This window comes from Streptomyces sp. YS415 (assembly GCF_023544665.1).
Classification (GTDB): domain Bacteria; phylum Actinomycetota; class Actinomycetes; order Streptomycetales; family Streptomycetaceae; genus Streptomyces.
Genome location: NZ_JAMJFL010000001.1, coordinates 409,186 through 435,917, shown reverse-complemented (window position 1 = coordinate 435,917; position 26,732 = coordinate 409,186). Strand labels below are relative to the sequence as shown.

Below are 26,732 nucleotides of genomic sequence, written 5' to 3'. Positions count from 1 at the left end.
CGACGATACCGGCCGGGGCGGACGGGACCGGCGCCGGGGCGAGCGGACGCGAGCGGCGGCGAAGCCGTGGACGTAAACGCTTGCGCAAGCGTTTACGTGTGCCGCCGAATGGGATACCTTCCCGGCCAGAAGCAGCGAACGGCACCACCCGGAGGGAGAGGAACCCGATGCCCACCATGGCCGACGTGGCCCGTGCCGCGGGTGTCTCCGTGGCGACCGTCTCCCATGTGCTCAACGACACCCGCCCGGTGCTCCCGCACACCCGGCAGGCCGTCCTGGACGCCATCGACCGGCTCGGTTACACCCCGAACTCCCTGGCCCGCTCGCTGGTGACCGCGCGCACCCGGTCCATCGGCCTCGCGGTGTCGGCGATCAGCAACCCCTACTTCACGGAGATCCTCCAGGGCGTCGAGGCCGGCGCCCTGGAGCACGGTTACAGCCTGCTCATCGCCGACCCGCACGACGACCCCGCCCACGAGCGCAAGGTCGTGCAGCTGCTGCACGAGCGGCGCGTGGACGGCATGATCGTCGCACCCTCCGCCGACCCGCGCGAGCTGCTCGCCTACCTGCGGCGGCACGACGTCCCGACGGTGTTCCTCGACCGGCTGGTGGACGACGGGGCCGCCCCGCATTTCGACCAGGTGTGTGCGGACGGCGCCGCGCCCACGACCCGGCTGGTCACCCATCTCGCGGAGCTGGGACACCGGCGGATCGGCCTGGTCGCGGGGCGCCCCGGGCTCAGCACCACCACCGAGCGGATCACCGGCTACCGGCACGGTCTCGCGTACGCCGGTCTCGCCCACGACGAGCGGCTGATCGCGCACGGCGACTCCGAGTCCCCCGGCGCCGAACGCGCGACCGCCGCCCTGCTGGACCTCGCCGCGCCGCCCACGGCCCTGGTGACCGCCAACAACGCGATGACCATCGGCGCCCTGCGCGCCCTGCGCGAGCGCGGCCTGTCCGTGCCCGACGACCTCGCCCTGTGCTGCTTCGACGACTTCGCCTGGGCCGACCTGTTCACCCCCCGGCTCACCGCGATCGCCCAGCCCAGCAAGGAGCTCGGCGCCCAGGCCGTACGTGTCCTGCTGGACCGGCTCGCCGAGCCGGGCCGGCCCGCCCGCACCGTGCGCCTCGACTGCGCCTTCGTCCACCGCACCTCGTGCGGCTGCCCCGAGCAGCTGCCGAACCTCCCGAAAGGAACCACCTCGTGATCGTCGTCGCCGGTGAGGCCCTGATCGACCTCGTGCCGCAGGGCACGGGCGCCCTCGCGAGCCTGCGGCCGGCGCTCGGCGGCGGCCCCTTCAACACGGCCGTGGCCCTCGGTCGCCTCGGCTCCCCCACCGCCTTCTGCTCCCGCACGTCCTCCGACGCCTTCGGCGAGGCACTGCTGGACGGGCTGCGGCGGGACGGGGTCGACGTCTCGGCGGTGCAGCGCGGACCCGAGCCGACGACGCTCGCGGTCGCCACGGTCGACGCGGGCGGTTCGGCCGCCTACTCCTTCTACGTCGACGGCACCGCCGACCGGCTCTTCACCGCGCCCGCCGCCCTGCCGGAGGGCACGCGCGCAGTGTCCTTCGGGACCTGCTCGCTCGTGCTGGAGCCGGGCGCCACCGCCTACGAGGAGCTGATGCGGGCGGCGGCCGCGCAGGGCGTGTTCACCGCCCTCGATCCGAACATCCGTCCGGGGCTGATTCCCGACCCGGACGCCTACCGGGCGCGCTTCCGCCGCTGGCTGCCGTCGGTGTCGCTGCTCAAGCTGTCCGCGGAGGACGCCGAGTGGCTCGGCGGCACCCCGCGCGAGTGGCTGGCCGAGGGCCCCGCGGCCGTCGTGATCACCCACGGCGGTGACGGCCTCACCGTCTTCACCCGGGACGGCGAGCACTCGGTACCGGGCGAGAAGATCGACGTCGTGGACACGATCGGGGCCGGGGACACGGTGAACGCGGCGCTGCTGCACGGTCTGGCCGTCCGGGATGCGCTGTCCCCTCACGCGGTCGCGCGGCTCGGCGCGGACGACTGGACGGCCCTGCTGCGGTTCGCGGCACGCGCGGCGGCGATCACCTGCTCCCGCGCGGGCGCGGAACCGCCGTACGCCTCGGAACTGGCCGGGGTGCTGGACGCCGACTGAGACTCGGCACGTTTCCGGGGCCGACGGGGCTGAGGCTCGGCGCGAGCCGAGATGCCACGCGCCCCCGCGGGAGTCTCCGCGGGGGCGCGTCACGGGGTGGGGCCGGACGGGCTCAGGCCTTGCGGGCCCGGGTCGTCTTCTTCGCCGGTGCCGCCTTCTTGGTGGCTCCGGCGGCCTTCTTGGCGGCCGTGCCGTCGGCGGCCTTGGTGGTGCGGGCGGTGGCCGTCTTCTTCGCGGCCGACTTGGCCGCGACGGTCTTCTTCGCGGTCGACTTGGCGGCGACCGTCTTCTTCGCCGCCGCCCTGCGCGGGGCCCGCACGGAGGACGCGTCGCTGATCCGGTCGGCGCCGAGGATCTCCCGCAGGAACTTGCCGGTGTGGCTGGCCGGGACCGCGGCGACCTCCTCGGGCGTGCCCTCGGCGACGACCAGACCGCCGCCGGCGCCGCCCTCGGGACCCATGTCGACGACCCAGTCGGCGGTCTTGATCACATCGAGGTTGTGCTCGATGACGATGACCGTGTTGCCCTTCTCGACCAGGCCGGACAGGACCTTCAGCAGCTTGCTGATGTCCTCGAAGTGCAGACCGGTGGTCGGCTCGTCGAGGACGTAGACCGTGCGTCCGGTGGAGCGCTTCTGGAGCTCGCTGGCGAGCTTCACGCGCTGGGCCTCACCGCCGGACAGGGTGGTCGCGGACTGGCCGAGGCGGACGTAGCCGAGACCGACGTCGTTGAGCGTCTTGAGGTGGCGGTTGATCGCCGGGACGGCCTCGAAGAAGTCCATGGCTTCCTCGATCGGCATGTTCAGGACCTCGGCGATGTTCTTGCCCTTGTAGTGGACCTCCAGGGTCTCCCGGTTGTATCGGGCGCCGTGGCAGACCTCGCACGGGACGTAGACGTCCGGGAGGAAGTTCATCTCGATCTTGATGGTGCCGTCGCCCGCGCAGTTCTCGCAGCGGCCGCCCTTGACGTTGAAGGAGAACCGGCCCGGCATGTAGCCGCGGACCTTCGCCTCGGTGGTCTCGGCGAAGAGCTTGCGGACGTGGTCGAAGACGCCGGTGTACGTCGCCGGGTTGGACCGCGGGGTGCGGCCGATGGGCGACTGGTCGACGTGCACGACCTTGTCGACGAGGTCGTCGCCGTCCACGCGCGTGTGGCGCCCCGGGACGCTGCGGGCGCCGTTGAGCTCGCGGGCCAGGTGCGTGTACAGGATGTCGTTGACCAGCGTCGACTTGCCGGAGCCGGAGACGCCGGTGACCGCGGTGAAGACGCCCAGCGGGAAGGAGACGTCGATGTCCTGGAGGTTGTTCTCCCGGGCGCCGTGCACCGTGAGCCGGCGGGTCGGGTCCTGCGGCCGCCGGATGTCGGGCAGCGGGATGGCCTTCCTGCCCGAGAGGTACTGGCCGGTCTGCGACTCGGTGTTGGCGAGCAGTCCCTTCAGGGAGCCGCTGTGCACGACGTGGCCGCCGTGCTCGCCCGCGCCGGGGCCGATGTCGACGACCCAGTCGGCGACCTTGATGGTGTCCTCGTCGTGCTCCACGACGATGAGCGTGTTGCCCATGTCACGCAGCCGGACCAGGGTCTCGATCAGCCGGTGGTTGTCGCGCTGGTGCAGACCGATGGACGGCTCGTCCAGGACGTACAGGACACCGACCAGGCCGGAGCCGATCTGGGTGGCCAGGCGGATGCGCTGGGCCTCGCCGCCGGAGAGGGTGCCGGCCGCGCGGTTCAGCGAGAGGTAGTCCAGGCCGACGTCGACCAGGAACCTGAGTCGTTCGTTGACCTCCTTCAGCACGCGCTCGGCGATCTTCTTGTCGCGGGCGTTGAGCTTCAGCTTGCCCAGGAAGTCCGCGCAGTCGCTGATCGACATGGCGGCGACCTCGGCGATCGACTTCTCCATGACGGTGACCGCGAGGACGATCGGCTTCAGGCGCGTGCCCTCACAGGTGGGGCAGGGCACCTCGCGCATGTAGCCCTCGAAGCGCTCCCGGCTGGCGTCGGACTCCGCCTCGCCGTGCCGGCGCTTGACGAAGGGCACGGCGCCCTCGAAGGGCGTGGTGTACACGCGCTCCCGGCCGTACCGGTTGCGGTAGCGCACCTCGATCTGCGTCTTGTGCCCGTACAGCAGCGCCTTCCGGGCGCGCTGCGGGAGCCCCGCGAAGGGGATGTCGGTCCGGAATCCCAGCGCGTCCGCGAGGGCGCCGATGAGCCGGCCGAAGTAGTCCTTGGTGTGCCCGTGGGACCAGGGGTGGATGGCGCCCTCGTCGAGGCTCTTGTCCTCGTCCGGGACGATCAGCTCGGGGTCGACCTCCATGCGCGTGCCGATGCCGGTGCACTCGGGGCAGGCACCGAAGGGCGAGTTGAAGGAGAAGGAGCGCGGCTCCAGCTCCTCGAAGGAGAGGTCGTCGTACGTGCAGTACAGGTGCTCCGAGAACATGCGCTCGCGCTCGGGGTCGTCCTCGGGGAGGTCGACGAAGTCGAGCACGACCATGCCGCCGGACAGGCCGAGGGCGGTCTCCACGGAGTCGGTGAGCCGGCGCTTGGCGGAGTCCTTCACCGTGAGGCGGTCGACGACCACCTCGATGGTGTGCTTCTCCTGCTTCTTCAGCGTGGGCGGGCTGGAGAGCTGGATCGTCTCGCCGTCCACCCGCGCGCGGGAGTAGCCCTTGGTCTGGAGGTCGGCGAAGAGGTCGACGAACTCGCCCTTGCGCTCGCGCACCAGCGGGGACAGCACCTGGAAGCGGCTGCCCTCGGGCAGCTCCAGGACCCGGTCGACGATGGCCTGCGGCGACTGCCGCGAGATGGGGCGGCCGCACTCGGGACAGTGCGGCTTGCCGATGCGCGCGAAGAGCAGGCGCAGATAGTCGTAGACCTCGGTGATGGTGCCGACCGTGGAGCGCGGGTTGCGCGAGGTCGACTTCTGGTCGATGGAGACCGCGGGCGAAAGGCCCTCGATGAAGTCGACGTCGGGCTTGTCCATCTGGCCCAGGAACTGGCGGGCGTACGAGGACAGCGACTCCACGTAGCGCCGCTGGCCCTCCGCGAAGATGGTGTCGAAAGCCAGCGAGGACTTGCCCGACCCCGACAGGCCCGTGAAGACGATGAGCGAGTCGCGCGGCAGGTCGAGCGAGACATTCTTGAGGTTGTGCTCGCGCGCGCCACGGACGATGAGACGGTCGGCCACGCCGGTCCGCACCTTTCTTGAGAGAAGTGACAGGGGCGGGGCCCCCGTCTTTTCCAGACTAGGGGGAGCCACTGACAACGCCGGTCGGATTCCTGGATGCGTTAACAATCCCGGGCTCTCCAGCATGCCCGACGCCACTTCCGACCATATAGCACGCGCATTCGAATTCCGGCACCGCTTCACCACCTTCACCCGAAGGTGTGGCCGGACTAAGGTCAGCAGCATGATTGATCACGCTCATGACCTGGCCTGTGTACGTGACGCGACCGAACGACTGCTCACCGCCGCCGCCAAGCTGGACAACGCCGCGGTCGCCGAGCCGTCACGGCTGCCCGGCTGGAGCCGCGGCCATGTCCTCGCCCACCTCGCCCGCAACGCGGACGCCCTCGTGAACGTGCTCGAAGGGCGCCCCATGTACCTCTCCGCCGACGCGCGCGACGCCGACATCGAGCGGGACGCGCCGCGCGCACTGGACGTCCAGCTCACGGACGTCCGCGAGAGCGCGGCCCGGTTCGCGCGGGCCGGGGAGGCGCCCGCGGACTGGTCCCGGACCGTGGAGCTGCGCAACGGCGTCACCGACTCCGCGTCCCGGGTGCCGTTCCGGCGCTGGGCCGAGGTGGAGCTGCACCACGTGGACCTCGGGATCGGGTACGAGCTGGAGGATCTGCCCCAGGAGTTCGTCCGGCGCGAGAGCGACTTCCTCGCCGAGCGGTTCCTGGGCCACCCCGACGTCCCCTCCCTGGTGATCGAGGCGGAGGGCGGTCCCGTGCTGCGCAGCGGCCGTGCCGAGGGGGCGGCGGTCACGGTCGGCGGGCGTCCGGCGGACGTGCTCGGCTGGCTCTGCGGCCGCCGCGACGGATCGGCGCTCACGGCGTCCGGCGGGCCCCTGCCGGCGCTTCCCCCGCTATAGGCTGCCGCCATGACGTACAGCGGAGAGGTGACGGTCGGGGGCCCGGCGGACGTGCACGAGCTCAAGGACCTGATGATCACCAAGATCGCGGTCGGTCCGATGGACAACAACTGCTATCTGCTGCGCTGCCGGGCGACGGACGAGCAGGTGCTGATCGACGCGGCGAACGACGCGGAGACGCTGATCGGCATGATCGGTGACGACGGCATCGCGTCCGTCGTCACCACCCACCAGCACGGCGACCACTGGCAGGCGCTCGCGCGGGTCGTCGCGGCCACGGGCGCGCGCACGTACGCGGGGCGCGAGGACGCCGAGGGCATCCCGGTGCCGACCGACGTCCTGGTCGACGACGGCGACGTGATCCGGGTGGGGCGCGTGGAACTCACCGCGCGCCACCTGGTCGGGCACACCCCGGGCTCGATCGCCCTGGTCTACGACGACCCGCACGGCCACCCCCATGTCTTCACCGGGGACTGCCTGTTCCCGGGCGGTGTGGGCAACACCCGCAAGGACCCGGAGGCGTTCGCCAGTCTGCTGCACGATGTCGAGACCAAGCTCTTCGACGTGCTGCCGGACGAGACGTGGGTCTACCCGGGCCACGGCAACGACACGAGCCTGGGCGCGGAGCGGCCGCACCTGCCGGAGTGGCGCGCGCGGGGGTGGTGAACCGCGGCCACGCGCGGGGCGCGGACTGTCCCGCGCGCCCCGTGTGAAGCCTTCGCACGCATCGGCGCCCTGCGCGCGCTCCCGGCGCATCCCCGTGCGCGGTCCACTGGAAGCGGCCCGCTCAGGATGACGGCTCCTGCGCGGTACGGGTCGCCGGTCTCTTTCCCCGCCCTCGACCGGCGGCCCCGGGGCGGGGACGCACGCCGGTAAGGGGCGCGCGTCCTTGGGCGGCGCCTGTTACGCGGTGGCCTGCGCCGCGCCCACCAGCGCCGCGACGCGCTCGACGCCGAAGACGTAGCCCTGCACACCGCATCCGGCGATGACCCCGTCGGCGCGCGCCGAGACGTAGGAGTGGTGGCGGAAGGCCTCGCGCTGATGGATGTTGGAGATGTGAACTTCCAACACCGGCATGCCGTCGCAGGTGTTGAGGGCGTCCAGGATCGCGACGGACGTGTGCGAGTAGGCGGCCGGGTTGATGACGATCCCGCAGTGGTTCAGCCGTGCCTCGTGGATCCAGTCGACCAGCTCGCCCTCGTGGTTGGACTGGCGGAAGTCCACCGTCCCGCCGTGCGTGGCCGCCGCCTTGGCGCACATCGCCTCGACGTCGGCGAGGGTGTCGGAGCCGTAGATCTCGGGCTGGCGCTGGCCGAGCAGGTTCAGGTTGGGGCCGTTGAGGATCATGATCGGGGCGTTGGCCAGGGTGCGGGGCACGGTTCCTCCGGTCCGTTCGGGGTCCAGCGGCCTGGAGAAGACCGCTGCTCGGACCCGGTTTATCACGGTGCGCGGGCGCGGTGACGGCCCCTACGCTGCCCGGCATGACGACGATCTCGTACCCGCCCAAGCCCTCCCCCGGCGACCGCATAGCCGTCATCTCCCCCGGCAGCGGCCTGCCCGGACTCTTCCCACGCCCGTTCGACCTGGGTCTGGAGCGGCTGCGCAAGGAATACGGCCTCGAACCGGTGGAGTACCCGGCGACCCGCACGATGGGCTCGACGCCCCGGGAACGGGCCGACGACATCCACGCCGCCTTCGCGGATCCGGACATCAAGGCGGTCATCGCCTCCATCGGCGGCGACGACCAGATCACCGTGCTGCCCTTCCTGGACCGGGAGTTGATCCGGGCGAACCCGAAGCCGTTCTTCGGGATGAGCGACAACACGAATCTGCTGGCGTTCCTGCGCAATACCGGGATCGTCGCCTATCACGGCGCGACGGTGATGACCGCGCTGGGCCGCCCGGTCGCCATGAGCCGGCTGACGGCGGACTCTTTGCGGGCGGCGCTGTTCACGTCGGGCGAGTACGAGCTGAGCCCCGCCGACCGCTGGAACGACATCGACCGTGACTGGGCCGACCCGGCCACCTTCGACGCGGAGCCCGGGACACAGCCGGGCGCCGGCTGGACCTGGGTGAACGCCGACCGCGTGGTGGAGGGCCGCAGTTGGGGCGGCTGTCTGGAGATCCTCGGCTGGCTGCTGATGGCCGACCGTGAGATCCCGCGCGACCTGACGGAGTTCGACGGCGGCGTCCTGCTCCTGGAGACCTCGGAGGAACTGCCGAGCGGCACCGAGATCTTCCGCACCCTGCGCAACATGGGCGAGCGCGGACTGCTCCGGCGCTTCTCCGCGCTGCTGATGGGCCGCCCGAAGACCTGGTCCTTCGAACACCCCAACAGCCCCCAGGAGGCAGCCCGTTACGCCCAGGAGCAGCGTGAGGCCGTCCTCCGCGCCATGACTGTGTATGCCCCCACCACCACCATCGTCTTCGACGTGGATTTCGGACACACCGATCCGCAGCTCGTGATTCCCTACGGCGGTCTCGTCCGGGTCGACGGACCGGCCCGGCGCATCACGGTCACGTACTGAGACCCGGCGCCCACGCCGCACGCCCCCGTAACCCTCCGTCACCGTGGGTAGTTGACGCGGCATGCACGATGTACGCACCGTAAGGGCACCCTCCATGCTCCGGCTCGCGGCAGCCTCGCTCGCCGGGACAGCCATCGAGTTCTACGACTTCTTCGTCTACGGGACCGCCGCCGCGCTGGTCCTGGGGCCGCTGTTCTTCCCCACCTTCTCGCCGGTGGCGGGGACCCTGGCCGCGTTCGGGACGTTCGGGGTGGGGTTCGTCGCCCGGCCGCTCGGCTCGGTGCTCTTCGGGCACATCGGGGACCGGCACGGCCGGCGGCCGGTGCTCGTCGCCTCGCTGCTGCTGACCGGCGCCTCCACGGTCGCGGTCGGCTGTGTGCCGACGTACGACACGATCGGGGTGGCCGCGCCCGTACTGCTGCTGGTGCTGCGCTTCCTCCAGGGGCTCGGGCTCGGCGGGGAGTGGGGCGGGGCCGTCCTGCTGACCGCGGAGCACGCGCCCGCCGAGCGGCGCGGACTGTGGTCGAGCTTTCCGCAGGTGGGCCCGGCGGTCGGCTTTCTGCTCGCGAACGGGGTGACGCTCGCGCTGGCGGCGACCCTGTCCGAGGCGCAGTTCGCCGCGTGGGGGTGGCGGGTACCGTTCTGGGCCGCGGGAGTGCTGGCCGTGGCGGGGCTGTGGCTCAGGTCGTCGCTCACCGAGAGCCCGCAGTTCCTGAAGATCGACGACCACGCGCGCATGCCGCTCGCCGAGGTGGTACGCGACCACTGGCGGCTCGTCCTGCTGACCGCCGGCGCCCTGGCGGTCGGGTACGCGATCTTCTACGCGGTGACGACCTGGTCCCTCGCCTACGGGACGGAACGGCTCGGGGTCAGCCGTACGGTGATGCTGGTCTGCATCATGGGCGCGGTGCTGGTGAAAGGGTCGCTCACGCCGGTGGCGGCGCTGCTCGGGGACCGGTACGGGCGGCGGCCGATGTGTCTGGCCGGGTGCGCGGCGGCCGCGGTGTGGATGTTCCCCATGGTCGCGCTGCTCGCCACCGGGGCGCCGCTGCTGATGTTCCTCGGCTTCCTCGGGGCGATGCTCTCGTTCATCACGATGTTCGCCGTCATCGCCGCCTATCTGCCGGAGCTGTACGAGCCGCGGGTGCGCTGCACCGGCGCCGCGGTCGGTTACAACCTCGGCGGGGTCCTGGGCGGCGCGCTCACCCCGATCGCGGCGACCGCGCTGGCCGAGCAGGGCGGGCGGGTGCCGTGGGGTGTGGGGGCGTATCTCACCGGGATCGCGCTGGTCAGCCTGGGCTGCTTCGCGCTGCTGCCGGAGACGCGTCCGGCGCGGGCGGTGGCGCCGGCGCCGGTCATGGATTGATCGCCAGTTCCAGGTAGGCGGCGAAGATCACCAGGTGCACTCCGCCCTGGAGGGGTGTCGCGCGCCCCGGCACGACGGTCAGGGAGCTCACCACGACCGTCAGGGCGAGCAGCACCATATGGGTGGCGCCCAGGCCGAGGACGAGCGGGCCGGAGAGCCAGATCGTCGCCAGGGCGACCGCGGGGATGGTCAGTCCGATGCTGGCCATCGCCGAGCCGAGCGCGAGGTTCAGGCTGGTCTGCACCCGGTCGCGGCGGGCGGAGCGCAGCGCGGCGATCGTCTCGGGCAGCAGCACCAGCAGGGCGATGATCACACCGACGACGGCGTGTCCGAGGCCGGCCGACTCCACCCCGGACTCGATGGTGGGCGACACCGCCTTGGCCAGTCCCACGACGCCGATCAGGGCCAGGCCCAGCAGGCCCAGGCTGATCAGCGCGGTGCGGGCGGAGGGCGCGTCGGCGTGGTCGTCCGCGGTGATCACTTCGCCGTGCCGGGTGATGGGCAGGAAGTAGTCGCGGTGCCGCACGGTCTGGGTCGCCACGAACAAGCCGTACAGGACGAGCGAGGAGACGGCGGCGAAGGTCAGCTGGAGGGTGGAGAACTCCGGGCCCGGCTTGCTGGTGGTAAAGGTCGGCAGGACCAGGCTGAGGGTGGCCAGGGTGGCGACGGTCGCCAGGGCCGCGCCGGTGCCCTCGGGGTTGAAGACCGCGATGCCGTGACGCAGGGAGGCGACCAGCAGGCACAGGCCGACGATGCCGTTGCAGGTGATCATCACGGCGGCGAAGACCGTGTCCCGGGCCAGGGTCGCGCCCTTGGTGCCACCGTCCGCCATCAGGGTGACGATCAGGGCGACCTCGATGACCGTGACCGCGACGGCGAGAACCAGGGAGCCGAAGGGTTCGCCCACCCGGTGGGCGACGACCTCGGCGTGATGGACGGCGGCCAGCACGGCTCCGGCGAGCACCAGGGTCACCAGCGCGACGACCGCGCCCGGCAGGTCCCGGCCCCAGGTGAAAACCAGCAGGACCACCGCGAGCACCGGCACGACAGCCGTCCACCGGGTGGCGAGCGACGTGAGCCGAGCGATCATGCAGTGATCGTCGCAAAGGCGGACGGGCCCCGCATGTCGGCATGGCCGGGGCCCGTGCGTCTCGGCCTGGGGCTGCTAGAGGTCGCTGGAGTCCAGCAGGTCGCAGTTGACGAAGCGGGGCGGCCGGGTGCACAGCTCACCCAGCTGCTCGGCCATCTTGGTCGTCTCGGGGTGCTCGCTGTTCCGCATGGCCTCCTCGTACGAGTCGAACTCGATCACCGAGAGGTATCGCCCGGGCGTGTCACGGTCCTTCAGCAGGATGCGGTGGGTGGGGCCGCCCTCCTGGCCCGCCCTGCGCTGCTTCACGTCCTCCAGCAGCCGTTCGATGTCGTCGAGTCGTTCGGTCTCGAAGTCGATGATCTGTGCGAACTTCACGGATACCTCCGCCGGGCACTGCGCCCCCCGGGCCGGGGAACGCGCTCGCACCAACGCAAGCACCGGGAGGGATGCACGGCAATCGCCGCGCATCCCTCCCGGTGATGGTCGTTCCTACGCCCGAAGCCGTCAGGCCTCGATGCTGTCCTTCGGAGCGCCTTCGCTCCCCTTCTGCGCCGCCTCGGCCGCCGCCTGCTTCTTGGAGGCACGGAGGCTGGTGATCGTGGTGACGATCAGGACGGAGCAGATCACGCCCAGCGAGACCGGAATGCTGATCTCCGGGACGTGCACCCCGGACTCGTGCAGCGCGTGCAGCACCAGCTTGACGCCGATGAAGCCGAGGATGATCGACAGGCCGTAGCTGAGGTGGACCAGCTTCTTGAGCAGTCCGCCGATCAGGAAGTACAGCTGCCGCAGACCCATCAGGGCGAAGGCGTTGGCGGTGAAGACGATGTACGGGTCCTGGGTCAGGCCGAAGATCGCGGGGATGGAGTCCAGGGCGAACAGGACGTCCGTCGTACCGATCGCGAGCATCACGACCAGCATCGGGGTCATGACCCGCTTGCCGTTCTCCTGGATCCACAGCTTGGTGCCGTGGTAGCGGTCGGCGACGCCGAAGCGGCGCTCGGCGGCCTTGAGGAGCTTGTTCTCCTCGTACTCCTCGTCGTCCGCGTCGGCCCGGGCCTCCTGGATGAGCTTCCAGGCGGTCCAGATCAGGAAGGCGCCGAAGAGGTAGAACACCCAGGCGAAGCTGGCGAGGATCGCGGCACCGGCGGCGATGAAGATCGCGCGGAGCACCAGCGCTATCAGGACGCCGACGAGGAGCACTCGCTGCTGGTACTGCGAGGGCACGGCGAACTTCGCCATGATCAGGACGAAGACGAAGAGGTTGTCGACGCTCAGCGACTTCTCGGTGATGAAGCCGGCGAAGAACTCACCGGCGGGCTGGCCGCCGCCGAAGAACAGCAGGCCGAGGCCGAAAAGGCCGGCCAGCACGATCCAGACGACGGTCCAGATCCCGGCTTCCTTGATGGACACGTCGTGCGGCTTGCGGCCGATGAAGAAGTCGACCGCGATGAGGGCGCCAAGGCCCACGATCGTCAGGACCCACAGGGTCAGGGAAACATCCACTGCGCCTCCGGCAGTACGTAACGGCAAATGTCAGCGTCGTCGCTGCCGGAGGTCTCTTCCACCCGCGCACGGGCCGACGCCCCGGGATCTGGCCTGATCCGTATTGACGGGACGCCGCAGTAAGTAAGGGAGTACTCCCCTCCGCACGAACAACAGTACCCAATCGCCAAGGATTGGTAAAGAGGGAAGTAAAGGAACACCCAAAAGACCAGGTCAACCTGGCTTTACGGTTGCTTTGTAAAGGCAGGATCAGCTCATCGGTTCCAAGAGCGGCGCGCTGCCGCCACCTGGGTGAGGACCTGCTGAAGCACCTGGCTGCCGGGCGGCACGAGCGGGGGTTCGTACGTCCAGGCGTGACCCACCCACGGGTCGGCGAGATGGTCCTCGGCCACCGGGGTCAGTCGCAGCAGCGAACGCCACAAGGGGTCCAGCAGCGGCCCGTAGGCGGAGGCCTCCTCGCGGTCGGCGACCATCATCAGGTGGACGCCGACGGACGGCCCCTCGTCCGCGAGATAGCGCAGCTGGTTCACGGCACGGTCGTCGAAGCCGTGCGGGAAGTCATTGACGATCAGCAGCTGCTCGCCGGTGTCGAAGCCGGGCGGCAGCGACTCGGACGCGCCGCCGCGCACCGCCATCTGCACCAGGTCGACGCGCTGGGTGAGCCTGCCGAGGACCTCCGTCACGCCCGCCGCCCCCACCGCGGGCGGCGCCGCGAGCACGCCGGTCTGCACCAGCGGGGCGAGCGCCTGGGCGCCGGAACCGGCCGGGTCGATCACATGGACCGTGAAGTCCCCCGCCGGGTAGACGGCGAGCAGCCGGGCCGCGTGGGCCACGGCCGTCTCCAGCGCGAGCCGGCGCAGGTCGTGGGAGTCGTGGAAGGCGTCGTCGAGCGATCCGGGCGCTCCGCTGTCGATCCACAGCCCGCGCTCCAGCGGCAGCCGGACCAGCATGGGTATGCGCAGCGGGTCGCTCTCGGGCAGGTGCAGATCGCCCAGGCGCAGTGCCATGGGTGTCTCCATCGGCACGCGGTAGGCGTGCCAGACGGGGTTGTCCCAGCGGGCGAACGCCGCCGGCAGCGCGGGCTCGACGACGTCGGACTCGGCAGTGAGCTGCGCGAGGTCCCGGTCGAGGGTGGCCCTGGCCTGGTCCACGAGCTGGGCGTGCTTGGCCTGGGCCGCCTCGCGCGCGGCGTCGCCCTGGCCGCCGATCCGGCTGCGCGGGTCGGACAGGACCTGGTCGAGCTCCTTCTCCATGCGCGAGTCGGCGAAGTCGACGGCGCTGCGGTACGCCGCCGTCGAACGGGCCAGGTCCTCGAACATGCCCCAGACCTGGTTGTAGAGCCGCTCCTCCATGGACCAGCCGGTGGCGTCGCCCGCGACGGGCTGCCCGGGCTGTCCCGGCCGGGCCGGGGGCGCGGGCGGGGCGGGCGGCGGCGGGGCGGTGCTCTGCCGGCCCGGGTGGCTGTAGTTGATGCCGCCGGTGGCGGGCGGGTCCACGGGCGCGGACGGGTAGCCGGCGGTGGGGGCGGGCTGCGGCGGCTGTCCGCCGTACGACGGTGTGGCGGGCGTCGGCGGTACGGCGCCGGAGCCGCCCGGGGTGGCGTACGGCGAGGTGGGCGCGGTGCCGCCCTGGTCGGGGCCGACGGCCGGGGCCGCCGGCTGCCGGGAGCGGTCGCCCTGGAGAGGTGCCTGGACCGAGCGGGCCACGCCCTGGGCCACCGCGTCGTTGATGCCGGTCGCCAGCACCGCCGCCTCGGGCAGGTTCTGGTCGGCGAGGAGTTCGGCGAGGCCGCCCGCGTATCCCTGGCCGATGGCGCGCACCTTCCAGGCGCCCTGGCGGCGGTAGAGCTCCAGGGCGACGACGGCCGACTCGGCGTCCAGGCCGGTGATGGTGTAGCTGGCCACCTCGGAGCCGTCGAGGCCGGTGACCGCGACGAAGGGGGCGGCGACCGCGCCGAAGCGGACCGGGCCCCCCACGCCGGTGGGCAGGGCGAGCAGCACGCTGACCCGGTGCACGGCCTCCGGCACGGCGTCCAGGTCCACCGCGAGGCGATGGTCGGCTGCCGCCTGCCGGGAGACCTCCAGGCCCGGCAGGGTGGGTGTGCCCGGATGGGCCACCCACTGACTGCCCTGGACCTTGCCGTTCTCGTCGCTGAGCGTGGCGCAGGCCACGATCGGCGCGCCGGCCGAGACCCGGATCTCGAGACGGGACTGGGGAAGCGGGTGGTTCTGCCCCCGCACCAGCTCGGCCGTCATCGCCTTAGTCCCCCTGTGTCGCTGTGTCTCGTTGGTGGAGTGTGCTGCTCGCCCGGTGGGCCTACAGGTGCGGCAGGATCGCCGGCATCAGGTCCTGGAACGTACGGCCGTTGGCCGGCGTACCGATGGCCGTCATCGTCCAGCCCGGGCCGTTGCGGTGCACCTTCGCCATGATCTGGGCGGTGTAGGCACCACCGCCGGCGAGGGTGTAGCGGGCCAGCTCCTGGCCGTTGGTCTCGTCGACGATGCGGCAGAACGCGTTCTGCACCTCCTGGAACGTCTGGCCCGTGAAGGAGTTCACGGTGAAGACGATCTGGTCGATGTGGACCGGGATCCGCTGCAGGTCGACGAGGATCGCCTCGTCGTCGCCGCCCTGGCCGACGCCGCCGACCAGGTTGTCACCGGTGTGCCGGACCGAGCCGTCGTCGCTCACCAGGTGACGGAAGAAGACCACGTCGACCGGCTGCTTGTCGGCGAACAGAACGGCGGAGGCATCGAGGTCGACCTCCCGGGTGCGCGAGCCGAACAGGCCGCGCCGGGGGGCCGCCTGCCAGCCGAGACCCATGCGCACCGCGGTCAGGCTGCCGCCGTCGTTCTTCTGCAGACTGATGGCCTGACCCTTGGTCATGTTGACGGTCACGCGCTGATTCCCCTCTCGAACTGTCCCCTGTTGCCGCGGAGTCCGCGGATGACGTGAACCCTACGCAGGGGCACTGACAGTGCCGTACCCAGGGCCGCACTTTGTGTCGGTCTTGCAACACTCGCGCGCCCGCGCGGTCCCCCCTGTCCCGTCAGGCCAGGCCCGCCTCCTTCATCTGCCGCAGTTCCTTCTTCATCTCGGAGACCTCGTCGCGCAGCCGGGCCGCGATCTCGAACTGCAGGTCGGCCGCGGCGGCGCGCATCCGCGCGGTCATCTCCTCGATCTGCCCGGCGAGCTCGGCGGCGGGCCGGTCGGTGGGCACCGAAGCCTTGGCCTTGCCCTTCGCGCCGCCCTTGGCGGCCTTGCCGCCGAGCGCGGGCACCGGGGCCTTGGCGCCCTTGCCGTCCTTGGTCTTGCGGTAGCCGGAGCCGAGCAGCTGCTCGGTGTCGACGTCCTCGCGGGCGATCTGCGCGACGATGTCGTTGATCTTCTTGCGCAGTGGCTGCGGGTCGATGCCCCGGGCCTTGTTGTAGGCGATCTGCTTCTCCCGGCGGCGGTTGGTCTCGTCGATGGCCTTCTCCATCGCCGGGGTGATCTTGTCGGCGTACATGTGGACCTGGCCGGAGACATTGCGCGCGGCGCGGCCGATGGTCTGGATCAGGGAGGTGCCCGAGCGCAGGAAGCCCTCCTTGTCCGCGTCGAGGATGGCCACCAGGGAGACCTCGGGCAGGTCCAGGCCCTCGCGCAGGAGGTTGATGCCGACCAGCACGTCGTACTCACCGGCGCGCAGCTCGCGCAGCAGCTCCACGCGGCGCAGGGTGTCGACGTCGCTGTGCAGGTAGCGCACCTGGATGCCGAGTTCCAGGAAGTAGTCGGTGAGGTCCTCGGCCATCTTCTTGGTGAGCGTGGTGACCAGGACCCGCTCGTCCTTCTCGGTGCGCTTGCGGATCTCGTGCACCAGGTCGTCGATCTGGCCCTCGGTGGACTTGACCACGACCTCGGGGTCGATCAGGCCGGTGGGGCGGATGATCTGCTCGACGGCGCCGTCGGAGCGCGAGAGTTCGTACTGGCCCGGGGTGGCCGACAGATAGACCGTCTGTCCGACGCGCTCCTGGAACTCCTCCCACTTCAGCGGGCGGTTGTCCAGGGCGGAGGGCAGCCGGAAGCCGTGGTCCACGAGGGTGCGCTTGCGGGAGGCGTCGCCCTCGTACATCGCGCCGATCTGCGGCACCGTCACATGGGACTCGTCGATGACGAGCAGGAAGTCGTCCGGGAAGTAGTCGAGCAGGGTGTTGGGCGGGGAGCCGGGCAGGCGGCCGTCGAAGTGCATCGAGTAGTTCTCGACACCGGAGCAGGTGCCGATCTGGCGGAGCATCTCCAGGTCGTAGGTGGTGCGCATGCGCAGGCGCTGGGCCTCCAGCAGCTTGCCCTGCTTCTCCATCTCGGCGAGGCGCTCCGCCAGCTCCTTCTCGATGTCGTTGACGGCCCGCTCCATACGTTCGGGGCCGGCGACGTAGTGGGAGGCCGGGAAGACGTACAGCTGCTGGTCGTCGCTGATGATCTCGCCGGTGAGCGGGTGCAGGGTGGACAGCGCCTCGATCTCGTCGCCGAACATCTCGATGCGGACGGCCAGCTCCTCGTAGACCGGGAAGATCTCGATGGTGTCGCCGCGCACGCGGAAGGTGCCGCGGCTGAAGGCCAGGTCGTTGCGGGTGTACTGGATGTCCACGAAGCGGCGCAGCAGCTGGTCGCGGTCGATCTCCTCGCCGATCCTGAGGGGGACCATCCGGTCCACGTACTCCTGCGGGGTACCGAGGCCGTAGATGCAGGAGACCGAGGCGACCACGACGACATCGCGGCGGGTGAGCAGCGAGTTCGTGGCGGAGTGGCGCAGCCGCTCGACCTCCTCGTTGATCGAGGAGTCCTTCTCAATGTAGGTGTCCGACTGCGGGACGTAGGCCTCGGGCTGGTAGTAGTCGTAGTACGAGACGAAGTACTCGACGGCGTTGTTCGGCAGGAGTTCCTTGAACTCGTTCGCCAGCTGGGCGGCCAGGGTCTTGTTCGGCGCCATGACCAGGGTGGGGCGCTGGAGCTGTTCGATCATCCACGCGGTGGTGGCGGACTTGCCGGTGCCGGTCGCGCCGAGCAGGACGACGTCCTTCTCACCTGCCCGGATGCGCCGGGCGAGGTCGGCGATGGCCTGCGGCTGGTCGCCGCTGGGCTGGAAGGGGCTGACGACCTCGAAGGGCGCCACCGTGCGTTCGATGCTGGAAACGGGCCGCATGCATCCACCGTACGGCCACCCACTGACAACGCGTCCCGATCAGCGGTTCTGCGGGGTGCGGGAGCGTTCGCCGAGGGTGCGGCGCGGGCGGAGCGGGGGCCGGCGGGCGGTGTGGGCGGCGGCGGTGTGGGCGGGGATGCCGGGCTTGTCGTCCACGGGGGCCAGGTCCGGCCTGCCCATGACCATCCGGGGGTCGAACATCACGACGACTCCGGCCAGCAGCAGGAAGGCGAGCGGGCCGATCATCATGGGCGCGAGCAGGGACGCCGGTGAGTCGCCCGTGGTGGGGTCCTGGCCGGTGTGCAGGTGGACGCTGAGGGCGGCCATGCCGGTGTAGTGCATGCCGCTGACGGCGAGCCCCATGACGAGGCTGGCGCCGACGCTCCACAGGAAGCCCTTGACCTGTCCGGCGGCCCACAGGGCGGCGGTGGCCGCGGCCATGGCTATGGCGACGGAGGCGGCGACGGTGAGGGTGTTGTACTCCAGCTTGCCGTTGAGCTGGAGGCTCGCCATGCCCAGGTAGTGCATGGAGGCGATGCCGAGTCCGGTGATGGTGCCGCCGGTGAACAGGGCGGTGCCGCGCGCCCCCCGGTAGCCGACGATGAAGATCCCGATGCCGACCATGAGGATGGCGACGGCGAGGCTCGCGAACGTCATCGGCATGTCGTAGTGGATCTCGGTCTCCTGGACCGTGAACCCCATCATCGCGATGAAGTGCATGGTCCAGATGCCGGAGCCGATGGCGGCCGAGCCGAGGACGAGCCAGCCGGCGCGCCAGGAGCGGGTGACGAGCATCGCCCTGGTGGTGCAGCGCAGGCCGAGCGCACCGCCGAGGCAGGCCATGAGGTAGGCCACCAGCGGTGTGACGAGGCCGTAGCTGAATCCGTCGACCGTGCCCTGCATGCGCGGCTGTCCTTCCGCCCTCTTGCGTCCCGGAATGTGCTGATCTCCGCCCCCTCCCAGAACCGCCCGAGCGGCCGGGGTCGAGGCAGAGAGTATGACCCCCACCAGAATGGTCGAACGACTTTCCGGCAAAGAAACACCGCCCTGCCCCAGATGTGCGGCAGTCGTGAACGGAGTCGGGCAACCCATTCAGTCCATGGCCATTCTGCAGCCCTCCGACGTTGACGCCCTGCTGTCACAGTGGTGCTGTCCGTGACGCTCGTCAAAAGGAGTACGCATGCCCGCGCGCGTTGTCGCCACCACCACCGCGCTCCTGGGAACCGTCGCCTTCCTGCTGCCGGCCTCCGACGCCCGGGCGGACATCACCGGGACACGGCCGACCGTCCTCGCTCATCGGGGCGCCTCGGCCTACGCGCCCGAGAACACCCTCGCGGCCGTCGACGCGGCGGCTCGGCTCGGCATCCGGTGGGTCGAGAACGACGTCCAGCGCACCAAGGACGGCGAGCTGGTCGTCCTCCACGACGACAACCTGCGGCGGACCACCGACGCCGAGGAGGTTTTCCCGGACCGGGCCCCCTGGAAGGTGAAGAACTTCACGGCCGCCGAGATCGCCCGCCTGGACGCCGGGAGCTGGTTCGGCCCCGCCTACGCGGGCGCGCGCGTGCCGACACTCGAGCGGTACCTGCACCGCGTCGAACGGCACCGCCAGAAGCTGCTCCTGGAGATCAAGAATCCCGGCCTGTATCCGGGCATCGAACGGCAGACCCTGAAGGTGCTCCGCAACGAGGGCTGGCTCGACCGGCGGCACCTGGGCCGGCTCGTCGTGCAGAGCTTCAGCGCGGACAGCGTGCGGACCGTCCATGACCTCAAGCCGGCGGTGAAGACCGGGCTGCTCGGCACACCGGCCGTGGCGGACCTGCCCCGGTACGCCGAGTTCACCGACCAGATCAACCCCTCCCACCGCTCGCTCTCCACGGGCTATGTCGCCGCCGTGCGCGCCTTCACCGGACCGCACGGCAGGCCGCTGGAGGTCTTCACGTGGACCGTCGACGACCCGGCGAACGCCCGGCGGGTGGCGGGGTACGGCGTGGACGGCATCATCACCAACAAGCCGGATGTGGTGCGGGACGCGGTGCGCGGGAGGTGACGGGGGTGGCGGGCGCCCGGCGTTGTCAGTGCCGGACCGTACGGTGGGACGCATGGACAGCCATGGGCAGTACGAGCGGCAGGTCGGGTGGACCGTCGTCGGCACCGACATCGGTCCGCTGCTGCTGGCCGCGACCCACGAGGGCCTGGTCAGCGTCGTCTTCCACGCCACCGACGCGGTGCGCGACAAGGCCCTGGACCGGCTCGCGTCCCGGCTGGGCGGCGAGCCGGTCGAGGCGCCCGGCTCCCCTCTGCTCGCCGAGGCGATACGCCAGCTGAAGGCCTACTTCGCGGGCGAGCGGCACTCCTTCGACCTGCCCCTGGACTGGTCGCTGATCTCGGGTTTCCACCGGCAGGTGCTGCGCGAGCTGGCAGCCCGTGTGCCGTACGGCTCGGTCGTCGGTTACGGCGACCTGGCCGCGCGGGTCGGTCAGCCGGGCGCCGCCCAGGCGGTCGGCATGGCGATGGGCGCCAATCCGCTGCCCCTGGTCGTGCCCTGCCACCGGGTCGTCGAGAGCGACGGCGGCATCGGCGGTTTCGGCGGCGGCCTGGAGACCAAGCGGAAGCTGCTCGCCCTGGAAGGCGTACTGCCCGAGCCGCTGTTCTGACCGTTCGTCGGTGCGCCCGGCCGCTAGTCGTAGTGCCGGGCCTCGAAGACGTTCCCGTCCGGGTCGCGGAAGTAGAAGCTGCGCTTGGCCGGCCCGCGGGCGCCGAAGGAGCCGAAGGCGACGTCGGAGACCGGGACCGCGCGCTCCTGCAAGCGGTCCAGGAGTGCGTCGAAGGCATCCGCTCCCAGGGCGACGCAGAGGTGGTTGACCGGGTGGCCCGCGCTCTCCGCGGCCCCCGGGAGCATCGTCATGCGCTCGGCCATGGTCAGCGGCATGAGGTCGAGGATGGTCTCCTCGTTGAGCCGCACCGAGGGGAAGGGCACCTGTCCGGCGGCGTAGTCAGCGAGCCGTACGGGCTCCGCGCCGAGCGTCTTCTCGTAGAACTCGGCCGAGCCGATCGGGTCGCTCACCCAGAGGACGGCATGGTCGAGTCGTGCGGTGTGGTCGGTCATGCGTCCCAGGCTGGTGTCGTCCCTCACCGGCCGCAAGTGGTTTGACCGGGCGCCCGACCCGCCAGGGATGAGGGAGAACCGACGGACAGGAGGCGGGCGCGTGGTGCTGGTGGTGGCGGAAGAGGTGCGGGACGCGATCGACGCGCGGCGACCCGTGGTGGCTTTGGAGTCCACGATCATCGCGCACGGGCTGCCCCGCCCGCGCAACCTCCAGGTGGCCCTGGAGCTGGAGGATGCAGTACGGCGGGAGGGCGCCGTGCCCGCGACGATCGCCGTGCTCGACGGGCGGCCCCATGTCGGCCTGGACAAGGAGCAGGTGGAGCGGGTCGCCAACGAGGACGGGATCCGCAAGCTGGGCCACCGCGATCTGCCGCTCGCGGTGGCGGCCGGGGCGAGCGGGGCGACCACGGTCTCGGCGACGGCGCTGCTGGCGGCCCGGGCGGGGGTACGGGTCTTCGCGACGGGCGGGCTCGGCGGGGTGCACCGGGAGTGGACGGTGACGCAGGACGAGTCGGCCGACCTGGGCCTGCTGGCGCGCACCCGCATCACGGTGGTCTGCGCGGGCGTGAAGTCGATCCTGGACGTGCCTGCGACGCTCCAGCGGCTTGAGACGCTGGGTGTCGCGGTGGCCGGGTACGGCACGGACCGCTTCCCCGGCTTCTACCTGGCGGACTCCGGCCACCCCGTCGACTGGACACTGCGGTCGCCCGAGGAGGCGGCGGACGTGATGCGCGCTCAGGACGCCCTCGACGGGCCGGAGTCGGCGCTGATCGTCGCCAACCCCGTTCCGGAGGCCGAGCAACTGGACCCCGACCTGCACGCGCGTGTGCTCGCCGAAGCGCTGCACGCGTGTGAGCAGGCGGGAGTCACCGGTCAGGCGGTCACCCCGTTCCTGCTCGACCACCTGGTGCGGCACACCGACGGGGCCTCCCTCAGCGCCAATCTGGCGGCGGTGCGCGGCAACGTACGGCTGGCGGCGCGGATCGCGGCGGCCTGGACCCGGGCATGACGACCGTGGCCGGCGGTGCCCTGCTGGTCGTCGGCGATGTCGTCACGGACGTGATCGCCCGTCACCGGGGACCGCTCGCCCCGGGCACGGACACGGCCGCCGCGATCCGAACGGTGCCCGGCGGCGCGGGCGCCAACGTGGCCTGCTGGGCCGCGTACCGCACCGGCGCGGAGGTACGGCTGCTGGGACGGGTGGGCGAGGATGCGGCGGCCTGGCACGAGCGGGAGCTGGCCGCCTGCGGCGTGCTGCCCCGTCTGGTCGTCGACCCGGAGGCCCCGACCGGGACGGTGATCTGCCTGGTGGACACCGGCGCGGCGGCCGAGCGGACCTTCCTGACCGACAGCGGCGCCTCGCTGCGGCTGGAGCCCGGCGACTGGTCGGACGCGCTGCTCGACGGGGTCGCCCGGCTGCACCTGTCGGGCTATCTGCTGTTCTCCGAGCCGAGCCGCGCCCTGGTGGCGGCGGCCCTGCAGTCGGCACGCGCGCGTGGCGTGCCGGTGAGCCTGGACCCTGCCTCGGCCGGGTTCCTGGCGGGCCTGGGCGTGGACCGCTTCCTGGCGCTGGTGGCGGGTGTCGAGGTGTTGCTGCCCAGCCGGGACGAGGCGTGCCTGCTGACGGGGTTGCCCGACGTGGCCGACGCGGCGGCCAAGTTGAGCCGCCATGTCCCACTCGTCGTCGTCAAGCGGGGCGCGGGCGGTGCGCTGGTGGCGCGGGCCGGCACGGTGTGCGCCCAGGTGCCTGCCGAACCGGCGAAGCCGACCGACACCACGGGGGCGGGCGACGCCTTCACCGGCGCGTTCCTGGCGGCCCTGCTCCAGGGCGCCGAGCCGGAGGAGGCGGCGCGGGAGGGGTGCCGGGCGGGGGCGCTGGCGGTGGAGCGGGTGGGCGGCAGACCACCGGGGACGGACTGACGGCACGGACGGCACGGACGGCACGGACGGCACGGACAGGCACGCGCCGCGGGCCGATCTCTCCGGGCACCGCGCACGCGGGCCGACCGCCGGGCACCCAGAGCCCAGCGCCCGCGCCCGCACCCGCACCCGCACCCGCACCCGCACCCGCACCCGCACGAATATCGGCATTCGAGCGCCGGGCATCACCATCGCCCCGCCCTCCCCCGTTACATCTTGCGCCCCCACGCCGAAATCATCGGCGCCGTGGCCAGGTCCATCTCCCCGGAGGCGACATTGCTCAGATGGCGGTCGACCTCCGCGTCCGTGGCGAAGCCCGCGGCGACGAGTTGCTCGCGGACATGCTGGATCCTGGCCGACTCCAGTGCCGCGCAGGCGGGAGAGCTCAGCGGGAAGTAGGCGTCGGCGTGCACCCGCTGAAGCCCCGCCTCGCGCAGCAGCCGCGGGAGTCCGCGCCCGTAGGAGAGGTCGGCGCCGCGGTCGGCGAGGAGTTTGCGGAAACCCTGCCGCAGTCGGTTGGCCAGTTGCTGGTCGGGGCCGTGCTCGTCGGGGCAGACCAGGGGCTGCAGGGCGGGATCGGCGTCCTCGACCAGCAGCCGTCCGCCGGGCCGCAGGGCGCTGACCATGGACCGCAACGCCCTGGCCCGGTCGGGGACATGAACGAGGACGAGCCGGGCATGCACCAGATCGAAGCCCTCTCCGGGCGGCTCCTCGGTCCCCACGTCATGGACCCGCACCTCGACGGGCGGCCGGGCTGCCGCGGCGATCCGCGAGGTGTCGACGTCCGTTGCCACCACCCGCCCGGTCGGCCCGACCTTCTTGGCCAGCCACGACACCACGGAGGTGCCGCCCGCGCCGATCTCCCAGCAGCGCCAGCCGGACCCGATGCCGAAGGACTCGAAGTGACGGAAGGTGGTGGGATCGAAGAGTGCGGCGAAGGCGTCGAAGCGCTCGCCCGCCTCACGCTGCCGGTTGTCCAGGAGGTACCCGTCGGATCGCGTCATGCCGGGATCATCCCAGTTATCCCTCTTGTCCGTAGAGGTCGACGCGCGCCCGGACGCGGTTCGCGACCCGGCCGAACCGGAGTTGTCCACAGCCGGGAACCAAACGGAACGCACTGTTCCCACAGGCTCGCCCGGCTCTCCCGCCGAACTGGCAGACTGGCGCGACCAGCGCGGAAGAGCGGCGCGAGGAGATCCACGCACGGCACGCAAGGAGATCCAGATGTCCATGGCAGGAAATCTGCGGAAGGTCACGAGCCTCGGCAAGGCCGGTGGCCTGCGCAGAGTGGCGCGGCTGGCCCGGCGGCGCCGCCGCGTCGACCTGAGCCACCCGGCTCGCTCCCCGCTGGGCTCCTCCGTGGTGAACTGCGTGAGCTATCGCGACGGCCGGCGGGTCCCCGGGGGCGGCGATCTCGTCGAGACCGTGGAGCGGGTGCGCAAGCACGGCGACGGTTTCGTCTGGCTCGGTCTGCACGAGCCGACCGATCTGGAGTTCGCGGACATCGCCGAGCTCTTCGAACTGCATCCGCTGGCCGTCGAGGACGCGATCGAGGCCCATCAGCGTCCGAAGCTGGAGCGCTACGACGAGACGCTGTTCGCGGTGTTCAAGACGGTCTGCTACGTCGAGCACGAGGAACTCACGGCGACCAGCGAGGTGGTGAACACCGGCGAGATCATGGTCTTCACCGGCCATGACTTCGTGATCACCGTGCGGCACGGGCGGCACGGCTCACTGGGTCCGCTGCGCGAGGAACTGGAGGCGGATCCCGAACAGCTCTCCAAGGGCCCGGCCGCAGTACTGCACGCCCTCGCGGACCACGTGGTCGACGAATACCTGAGCGTCACCGACTCGGTGCAGGGAGACCTCGACCAGGTGGAGACGGACGTGTTCGCCGAAGCCGGTGCCCGCGTCGACCCCGGCCGGATCTACCAGCTCAAGCGCGAACTCCTGGAACTGAAGCGGGCGGTGGCGCCGCTCGCGCGACCGCTGGAGGAGCTCGCCACCCGGCCGATACGGGTGGTCGACCCGGAGATACAGGCGTACTTCCGGGACGTCACGGATCACCTGCTGCGGGTCAAGGACCAGATCGCCTCCTTCGACGAGCTGCTCAACTCGATCCTCCAGGCGCACCTCGCGCAGGTCACGGTCGCGCAGAACGAGGACATGCGGAAGATCACGGCCTGGGCCGCGCTGGTCGCCGTGCCGACGATGGTCTGCGGGGTCTACGGCATGAACTTCGACCACATGCCGGAACTGCACTGGCAGTTCGGCTACCCGCTGGTCATAGGCGTGATCGCCGTGGCCTGTCTGACGCTGTACCGCGGGTTCCGGCGCAACGGCTGGCTGTGAGGGCGTGCCGTCACCCCCGGCGGCGGATGCCCGGCCGGGGGTGTGCGAGCGGGGTGTTCAGTGCGCGGGGGTCCGGGCGTAGACGCTCTCGGCCCAGGCGCCGATCTGGTCGTCCGACAGATGCCGGGCCAGGTCGGCCTCGCTGATCATGCCGACCAGGCGCTTGTTCTCGATGACGGGGAGCCTGCGGATCTGATGCTCCTTCATCTCCCGGAGCACCTCGCCGACGTCGGCGTCCGCCTCGATCCAGCGCGGGGTGCCCTGGGCCATCTCGCCGGCGGTGACCTTGGCCGGGTCGTGTCCCATGGCCACGCAGCCGACGACGATGTCGCGGTCGGTGAGAATGCCGCAGAGGCGTTCGTTCTCGTCGCTGATGGGCAGGGCTCCGACGCCGAGGTCGCGCATCAGCTGGGCGGCGCGGTCCAGGGTCTCGTGCGCCGGGATCCACTGGGCTCCGCGGTGCATGATGTCTCCGGCAGTGGTCATGGAATGCCTCCTCATGCCGGACGGCCGACGCGGCGCAGGGCGCACCGCTGGTCCCGGCGCCCTACATTCTCGCCGCGCCGGCCGGCGCCCGCACCTTCAGCGGCGGGGCCCTGACCGGGCTGACCAGCCGCTCGGGGCGGCGTGCAAGGCCCGCCCATCAGCCGCTCGGGACCGCGTGCCGGGGCCCTTGATCAGCCCCTCGGGGCTGCGTGCCGGACCCGCCCTTCAACCGCTCGAGACCCCGTGCCGGGCCCGCCCGTCCGCCGCCGCTCGGGGCACCTGTCAGGCCCTCGATCAGCCGCTCCAGGCAGGGTGCCGGGGATCGTCGGCGCGAACCAGGACGTCGGCGGTGGCGGCGGGGTCGGTCTCGTCCTCGTAGCGCGCGAAGGCGGGGAGGGTCCAGTGGTCGGGTTCGGGAGTACGGCGGCGCAGGGCGCCCGGGGAGAGGAGTACATGGACGGAGAGGTCGAAGGGAAACCAGTGCCGCAGCAGCAGCGGGCCGTGCAGCAACAGCACACCACCGGGCGGGAGTCGGACGTAAGGGCTGCGGGTGGCCCGGTCGGTGAGCGGGTCCCACAGGTCGGGCAGGACGCGGCCGTCGCCACCCGGTTCGAGGGGGCCGAAGACCTCGCGCCACAGGGCGCCGGTGTCCAACCAGCCGTCGTAGTAGGCCTCCACGTCCTGGCGGCCGTGTTCCAGACGGAGGGAGGCGGGGCGCAGGAACCCCTCGGCGCCGACGACCAGCGAGGGACGGCCGCGGGTGCGCAGGGCTTCGGCGACGCGTTCCGCGAGGTCTCCCGGGCGGGCCGCGGGGGCGCCGTCGAAGGCGATGCGGGGCCAGGGGGAGCCGTCGGCGGGCTTCAGGTCGAGCAGCCGATCGGCGAGCAGGTCGCCGAGCCGTTCCCAGGTGATCGCTTCGAGTCGCACAGGGCCCATGATGCGTCAGGGCAGGGGAGGGGGTGGTGTCGGTGCACGTC

The 26,732-nt window shown here is 71.3% G+C and carries 24 protein-coding genes; 11 read left to right on the top strand and 13 right to left on the bottom strand.

Translation table 11 applies throughout. From position 1 onward, the window contains the following. The first annotated feature begins 167 nt into the window (after positions 1-167). Together M8H82_RS01980 and M8H82_RS01975 are read left to right on the top strand one after the other, a co-directional pair. Entirely contained in the window at positions 168-1,211 is a 1,044-nt protein-coding gene (locus M8H82_RS01980; RefSeq protein ID WP_250070523.1) for a LacI family DNA-binding transcriptional regulator, read from the top strand. Further along, complete coding sequence (locus M8H82_RS01975) at positions 1,208-2,128, top strand: carbohydrate kinase (protein ID WP_250070522.1); 921 nt, start codon at positions 1,208-1,210, stop codon at positions 2,126-2,128. Before M8H82_RS01980 ends, M8H82_RS01975 begins: the two co-directional genes overlap by 4 nt. Positions 2,129-2,240: 112 nt before the next feature. Here M8H82_RS01975 and uvrA read toward each other — a convergent pair whose 3' ends face one another. Continuing rightward, positions 2,241-5,309, bottom strand: a complete 3,069-nt coding sequence (uvrA, locus tag M8H82_RS01970) for an excinuclease ABC subunit UvrA (protein WP_250070521.1) — start codon at positions 5,307-5,309, stop codon at positions 2,241-2,243. A gap of 223 nt (positions 5,310-5,532) precedes the next feature. Here uvrA and M8H82_RS01965 point away from each other — a divergent pair, with 223 nt between their 5' ends. After that, positions 5,533-6,219, top strand: coding sequence for a maleylpyruvate isomerase family mycothiol-dependent enzyme (locus M8H82_RS01965; RefSeq protein WP_250070520.1), 687 nt, complete (start codon positions 5,533-5,535; stop codon positions 6,217-6,219). Between the two features lie 9 nt (positions 6,220-6,228). Continuing rightward, complete coding sequence (locus tag M8H82_RS01960) at positions 6,229-6,885, top strand: MBL fold metallo-hydrolase (protein WP_250070519.1); 657 nt, start codon at positions 6,229-6,231, stop codon at positions 6,883-6,885. 237 nt (positions 6,886-7,122) lie between these two features. Here M8H82_RS01960 and aroQ read toward each other — a convergent pair whose 3' ends face one another. Continuing rightward, positions 7,123-7,596, bottom strand: coding sequence for a type II 3-dehydroquinate dehydratase (gene aroQ, locus M8H82_RS01955; RefSeq protein WP_250070518.1), 474 nt, complete (start codon positions 7,594-7,596; stop codon positions 7,123-7,125). A 104-nt stretch (positions 7,597-7,700) separates the two neighbouring features. Between aroQ and M8H82_RS01950 the strand changes: the two genes are divergently transcribed. Further along, positions 7,701-8,747, top strand: a complete 1,047-nt coding sequence (locus M8H82_RS01950; protein ID WP_250070517.1) for a S66 peptidase family protein — start codon at positions 7,701-7,703, stop codon at positions 8,745-8,747. A 94-nt stretch (positions 8,748-8,841) separates the two neighbouring features. Further along, the gene (locus M8H82_RS01945; RefSeq protein ID WP_250070516.1) at positions 8,842-10,113 is read left to right on the top strand and encodes an MFS transporter; all 1,272 of its coding nucleotides are present in this window, start codon (positions 8,842-8,844) and stop codon (positions 10,111-10,113) included. Here the strand turns inward: M8H82_RS01945 and M8H82_RS01940 are convergent. From M8H82_RS01940 to M8H82_RS01910, 7 genes are all read right to left on the bottom strand, one after another. After that, positions 10,103-11,203, bottom strand: a complete 1,101-nt coding sequence (locus M8H82_RS01940) for a calcium:proton antiporter (RefSeq protein WP_250070515.1) — start codon at positions 11,201-11,203, stop codon at positions 10,103-10,105. The two genes, M8H82_RS01945 and M8H82_RS01940, sit on opposite strands and share 11 nt — an antisense overlap. Positions 11,204-11,278: 75 nt before the next feature. Next, positions 11,279-11,578: a hypothetical protein gene (locus M8H82_RS01935; RefSeq protein WP_250070514.1), complete on the bottom strand. Its 300-nt coding sequence runs from the start codon at positions 11,576-11,578 to the stop codon at positions 11,279-11,281. 129 nt (positions 11,579-11,707) lie between these two features. Then, on the bottom strand, positions 11,708-12,709 hold the full coding sequence (locus tag M8H82_RS01930) for a TerC family protein (protein WP_250070513.1): 1,002 nt from the start codon (positions 12,707-12,709) through the stop codon (positions 11,708-11,710). 254 nt (positions 12,710-12,963) lie between these two features. Further along, positions 12,964-14,964, bottom strand: coding sequence for a TerD family protein (locus tag M8H82_RS01925; RefSeq protein WP_250070512.1), 2,001 nt, complete (start codon positions 14,962-14,964; stop codon positions 12,964-12,966). A 61-nt stretch (positions 14,965-15,025) separates the two neighbouring features. Then, complete coding sequence (locus M8H82_RS01920; protein WP_250070511.1) at positions 15,026-15,604, bottom strand: TerD family protein; 579 nt, start codon at positions 15,602-15,604, stop codon at positions 15,026-15,028. A 151-nt stretch (positions 15,605-15,755) separates the two neighbouring features. Next, positions 15,756-17,888: an excinuclease ABC subunit UvrB gene (uvrB, locus tag M8H82_RS01915; RefSeq protein ID WP_250070510.1), complete on the bottom strand. Its 2,133-nt coding sequence runs from the start codon at positions 17,886-17,888 to the stop codon at positions 15,756-15,758. Between the two features lie 39 nt (positions 17,889-17,927). After that, the gene (locus M8H82_RS01910; RefSeq protein WP_250070509.1) at positions 17,928-18,791 is read right to left on the bottom strand and encodes an MHYT domain-containing protein; all 864 of its coding nucleotides are present in this window, start codon (positions 18,789-18,791) and stop codon (positions 17,928-17,930) included. Positions 18,792-19,068: 277 nt separating this feature from the next. On the opposite strand from M8H82_RS01910, the gene M8H82_RS01905 reads away from it, so the two are divergent. Both M8H82_RS01905 and M8H82_RS01900 read left to right on the top strand, forming a co-directional pair. After that, positions 19,069-19,938 (top strand): glycerophosphodiester phosphodiesterase family protein, encoded by an 870-nt coding sequence (locus tag M8H82_RS01905; RefSeq protein WP_250070508.1) that lies wholly within the window; start codon positions 19,069-19,071, stop codon positions 19,936-19,938. Between the two features lie 52 nt (positions 19,939-19,990). Next, the gene (locus tag M8H82_RS01900; RefSeq protein WP_250070507.1) at positions 19,991-20,545 is read left to right on the top strand and encodes a methylated-DNA--[protein]-cysteine S-methyltransferase; all 555 of its coding nucleotides are present in this window, start codon (positions 19,991-19,993) and stop codon (positions 20,543-20,545) included. Between the two features lie 23 nt (positions 20,546-20,568). Here M8H82_RS01900 and M8H82_RS01895 read toward each other — a convergent pair whose 3' ends face one another. Then, the gene (locus M8H82_RS01895) at positions 20,569-20,997 is read right to left on the bottom strand and encodes a VOC family protein (protein WP_250070506.1); all 429 of its coding nucleotides are present in this window, start codon (positions 20,995-20,997) and stop codon (positions 20,569-20,571) included. A gap of 100 nt (positions 20,998-21,097) precedes the next feature. Between M8H82_RS01895 and M8H82_RS01890 the strand changes: the two genes are divergently transcribed. Both M8H82_RS01890 and M8H82_RS01885 read left to right on the top strand, forming a co-directional pair. Then, positions 21,098-22,006 (top strand): pseudouridine-5'-phosphate glycosidase, encoded by a 909-nt coding sequence (locus M8H82_RS01890; RefSeq protein ID WP_250070505.1) that lies wholly within the window; start codon positions 21,098-21,100, stop codon positions 22,004-22,006. Further along, on the top strand, positions 22,003-22,917 hold the full coding sequence (locus M8H82_RS01885; RefSeq protein WP_250070504.1) for a carbohydrate kinase family protein: 915 nt from the start codon (positions 22,003-22,005) through the stop codon (positions 22,915-22,917). The genes M8H82_RS01890 and M8H82_RS01885 overlap by 4 nt, the downstream gene beginning before the upstream one ends. Before the next feature lie 209 nt (positions 22,918-23,126). On the opposite strand, the gene M8H82_RS01880 is transcribed toward M8H82_RS01885, so the two are convergent. Next, entirely contained in the window at positions 23,127-23,921 is a 795-nt protein-coding gene (locus tag M8H82_RS01880; protein WP_250070503.1) for a methyltransferase, read from the bottom strand. A gap of 220 nt (positions 23,922-24,141) precedes the next feature. Here M8H82_RS01880 and M8H82_RS01875 point away from each other — a divergent pair, with 220 nt between their 5' ends. Next, complete coding sequence (locus M8H82_RS01875) at positions 24,142-25,269, top strand: magnesium and cobalt transport protein CorA (RefSeq protein ID WP_250070502.1); 1,128 nt, start codon at positions 24,142-24,144, stop codon at positions 25,267-25,269. Positions 25,270-25,326: 57 nt separating this feature from the next. Here M8H82_RS01875 and M8H82_RS01870 read toward each other — a convergent pair whose 3' ends face one another. Continuing rightward, entirely contained in the window at positions 25,327-25,755 is a 429-nt protein-coding gene (locus tag M8H82_RS01870; protein ID WP_250070501.1) for a CBS domain-containing protein, read from the bottom strand. Between the two features lie 294 nt (positions 25,756-26,049). Continuing rightward, complete coding sequence (locus tag M8H82_RS01865; RefSeq protein WP_250070500.1) at positions 26,050-26,691, bottom strand: uridine kinase; 642 nt, start codon at positions 26,689-26,691, stop codon at positions 26,050-26,052. Between the last annotated feature and the right edge of the window lie 41 nt (positions 26,692-26,732).

Bases quoted from the DNA above. Each gene is read 5' to 3' on its own strand.
- M8H82_RS01980 (WP_250070523.1), top strand. From the start codon at position 168: ATGCCCACCATGGCCGACGTGGCCCGTGCCGCGGGTGTCTCCGTGGCG.
- M8H82_RS01965 (WP_250070520.1), top strand. From the start codon at position 5,533: ATGATTGATCACGCTCATGACCTGGCCTGTGTACGTGACGCGACCGAA.
- M8H82_RS01960 (WP_250070519.1), top strand. From the start codon at position 6,229: ATGACGTACAGCGGAGAGGTGACGGTCGGGGGCCCGGCGGACGTGCAC.
- M8H82_RS01950 (WP_250070517.1), top strand. From the start codon at position 7,701: ATGACGACGATCTCGTACCCGCCCAAGCCCTCCCCCGGCGACCGCATA.
- M8H82_RS01945 (WP_250070516.1), top strand. From the start codon at position 8,842: ATGCTCCGGCTCGCGGCAGCCTCGCTCGCCGGGACAGCCATCGAGTTC.
- M8H82_RS01940 (WP_250070515.1), bottom strand. From the start codon at position 11,203: ATGATCGCTCGGCTCACGTCGCTCGCCACCCGGTGGACGGCTGTCGTG.
- M8H82_RS01925 (WP_250070512.1), bottom strand. From the start codon at position 14,964: ATGACGGCCGAGCTGGTGCGGGGGCAGAACCACCCGCTTCCCCAGTCC.
- uvrB (WP_250070510.1), bottom strand. From the start codon at position 17,888: ATGCGGCCCGTTTCCAGCATCGAACGCACGGTGGCGCCCTTCGAGGTC.
- M8H82_RS01910 (WP_250070509.1), bottom strand. From the start codon at position 18,791: ATGCAGGGCACGGTCGACGGATTCAGCTACGGCCTCGTCACACCGCTG.
- M8H82_RS01905 (WP_250070508.1), top strand. From the start codon at position 19,069: ATGCCCGCGCGCGTTGTCGCCACCACCACCGCGCTCCTGGGAACCGTC.
- M8H82_RS01900 (WP_250070507.1), top strand. From the start codon at position 19,991: ATGGACAGCCATGGGCAGTACGAGCGGCAGGTCGGGTGGACCGTCGTC.
- M8H82_RS01895 (WP_250070506.1), bottom strand. From the start codon at position 20,997: ATGACCGACCACACCGCACGACTCGACCATGCCGTCCTCTGGGTGAGC.
- M8H82_RS01885 (WP_250070504.1), top strand. From the start codon at position 22,003: ATGACGACCGTGGCCGGCGGTGCCCTGCTGGTCGTCGGCGATGTCGTC.
- M8H82_RS01880 (WP_250070503.1), bottom strand. From the start codon at position 23,921: ATGACGCGATCCGACGGGTACCTCCTGGACAACCGGCAGCGTGAGGCG.
- M8H82_RS01875 (WP_250070502.1), top strand. From the start codon at position 24,142: ATGTCCATGGCAGGAAATCTGCGGAAGGTCACGAGCCTCGGCAAGGCC.
- M8H82_RS01870 (WP_250070501.1), bottom strand. From the start codon at position 25,755: ATGACCACTGCCGGAGACATCATGCACCGCGGAGCCCAGTGGATCCCG.
- M8H82_RS01865 (WP_250070500.1), bottom strand. From the start codon at position 26,691: ATGGGCCCTGTGCGACTCGAAGCGATCACCTGGGAACGGCTCGGCGAC.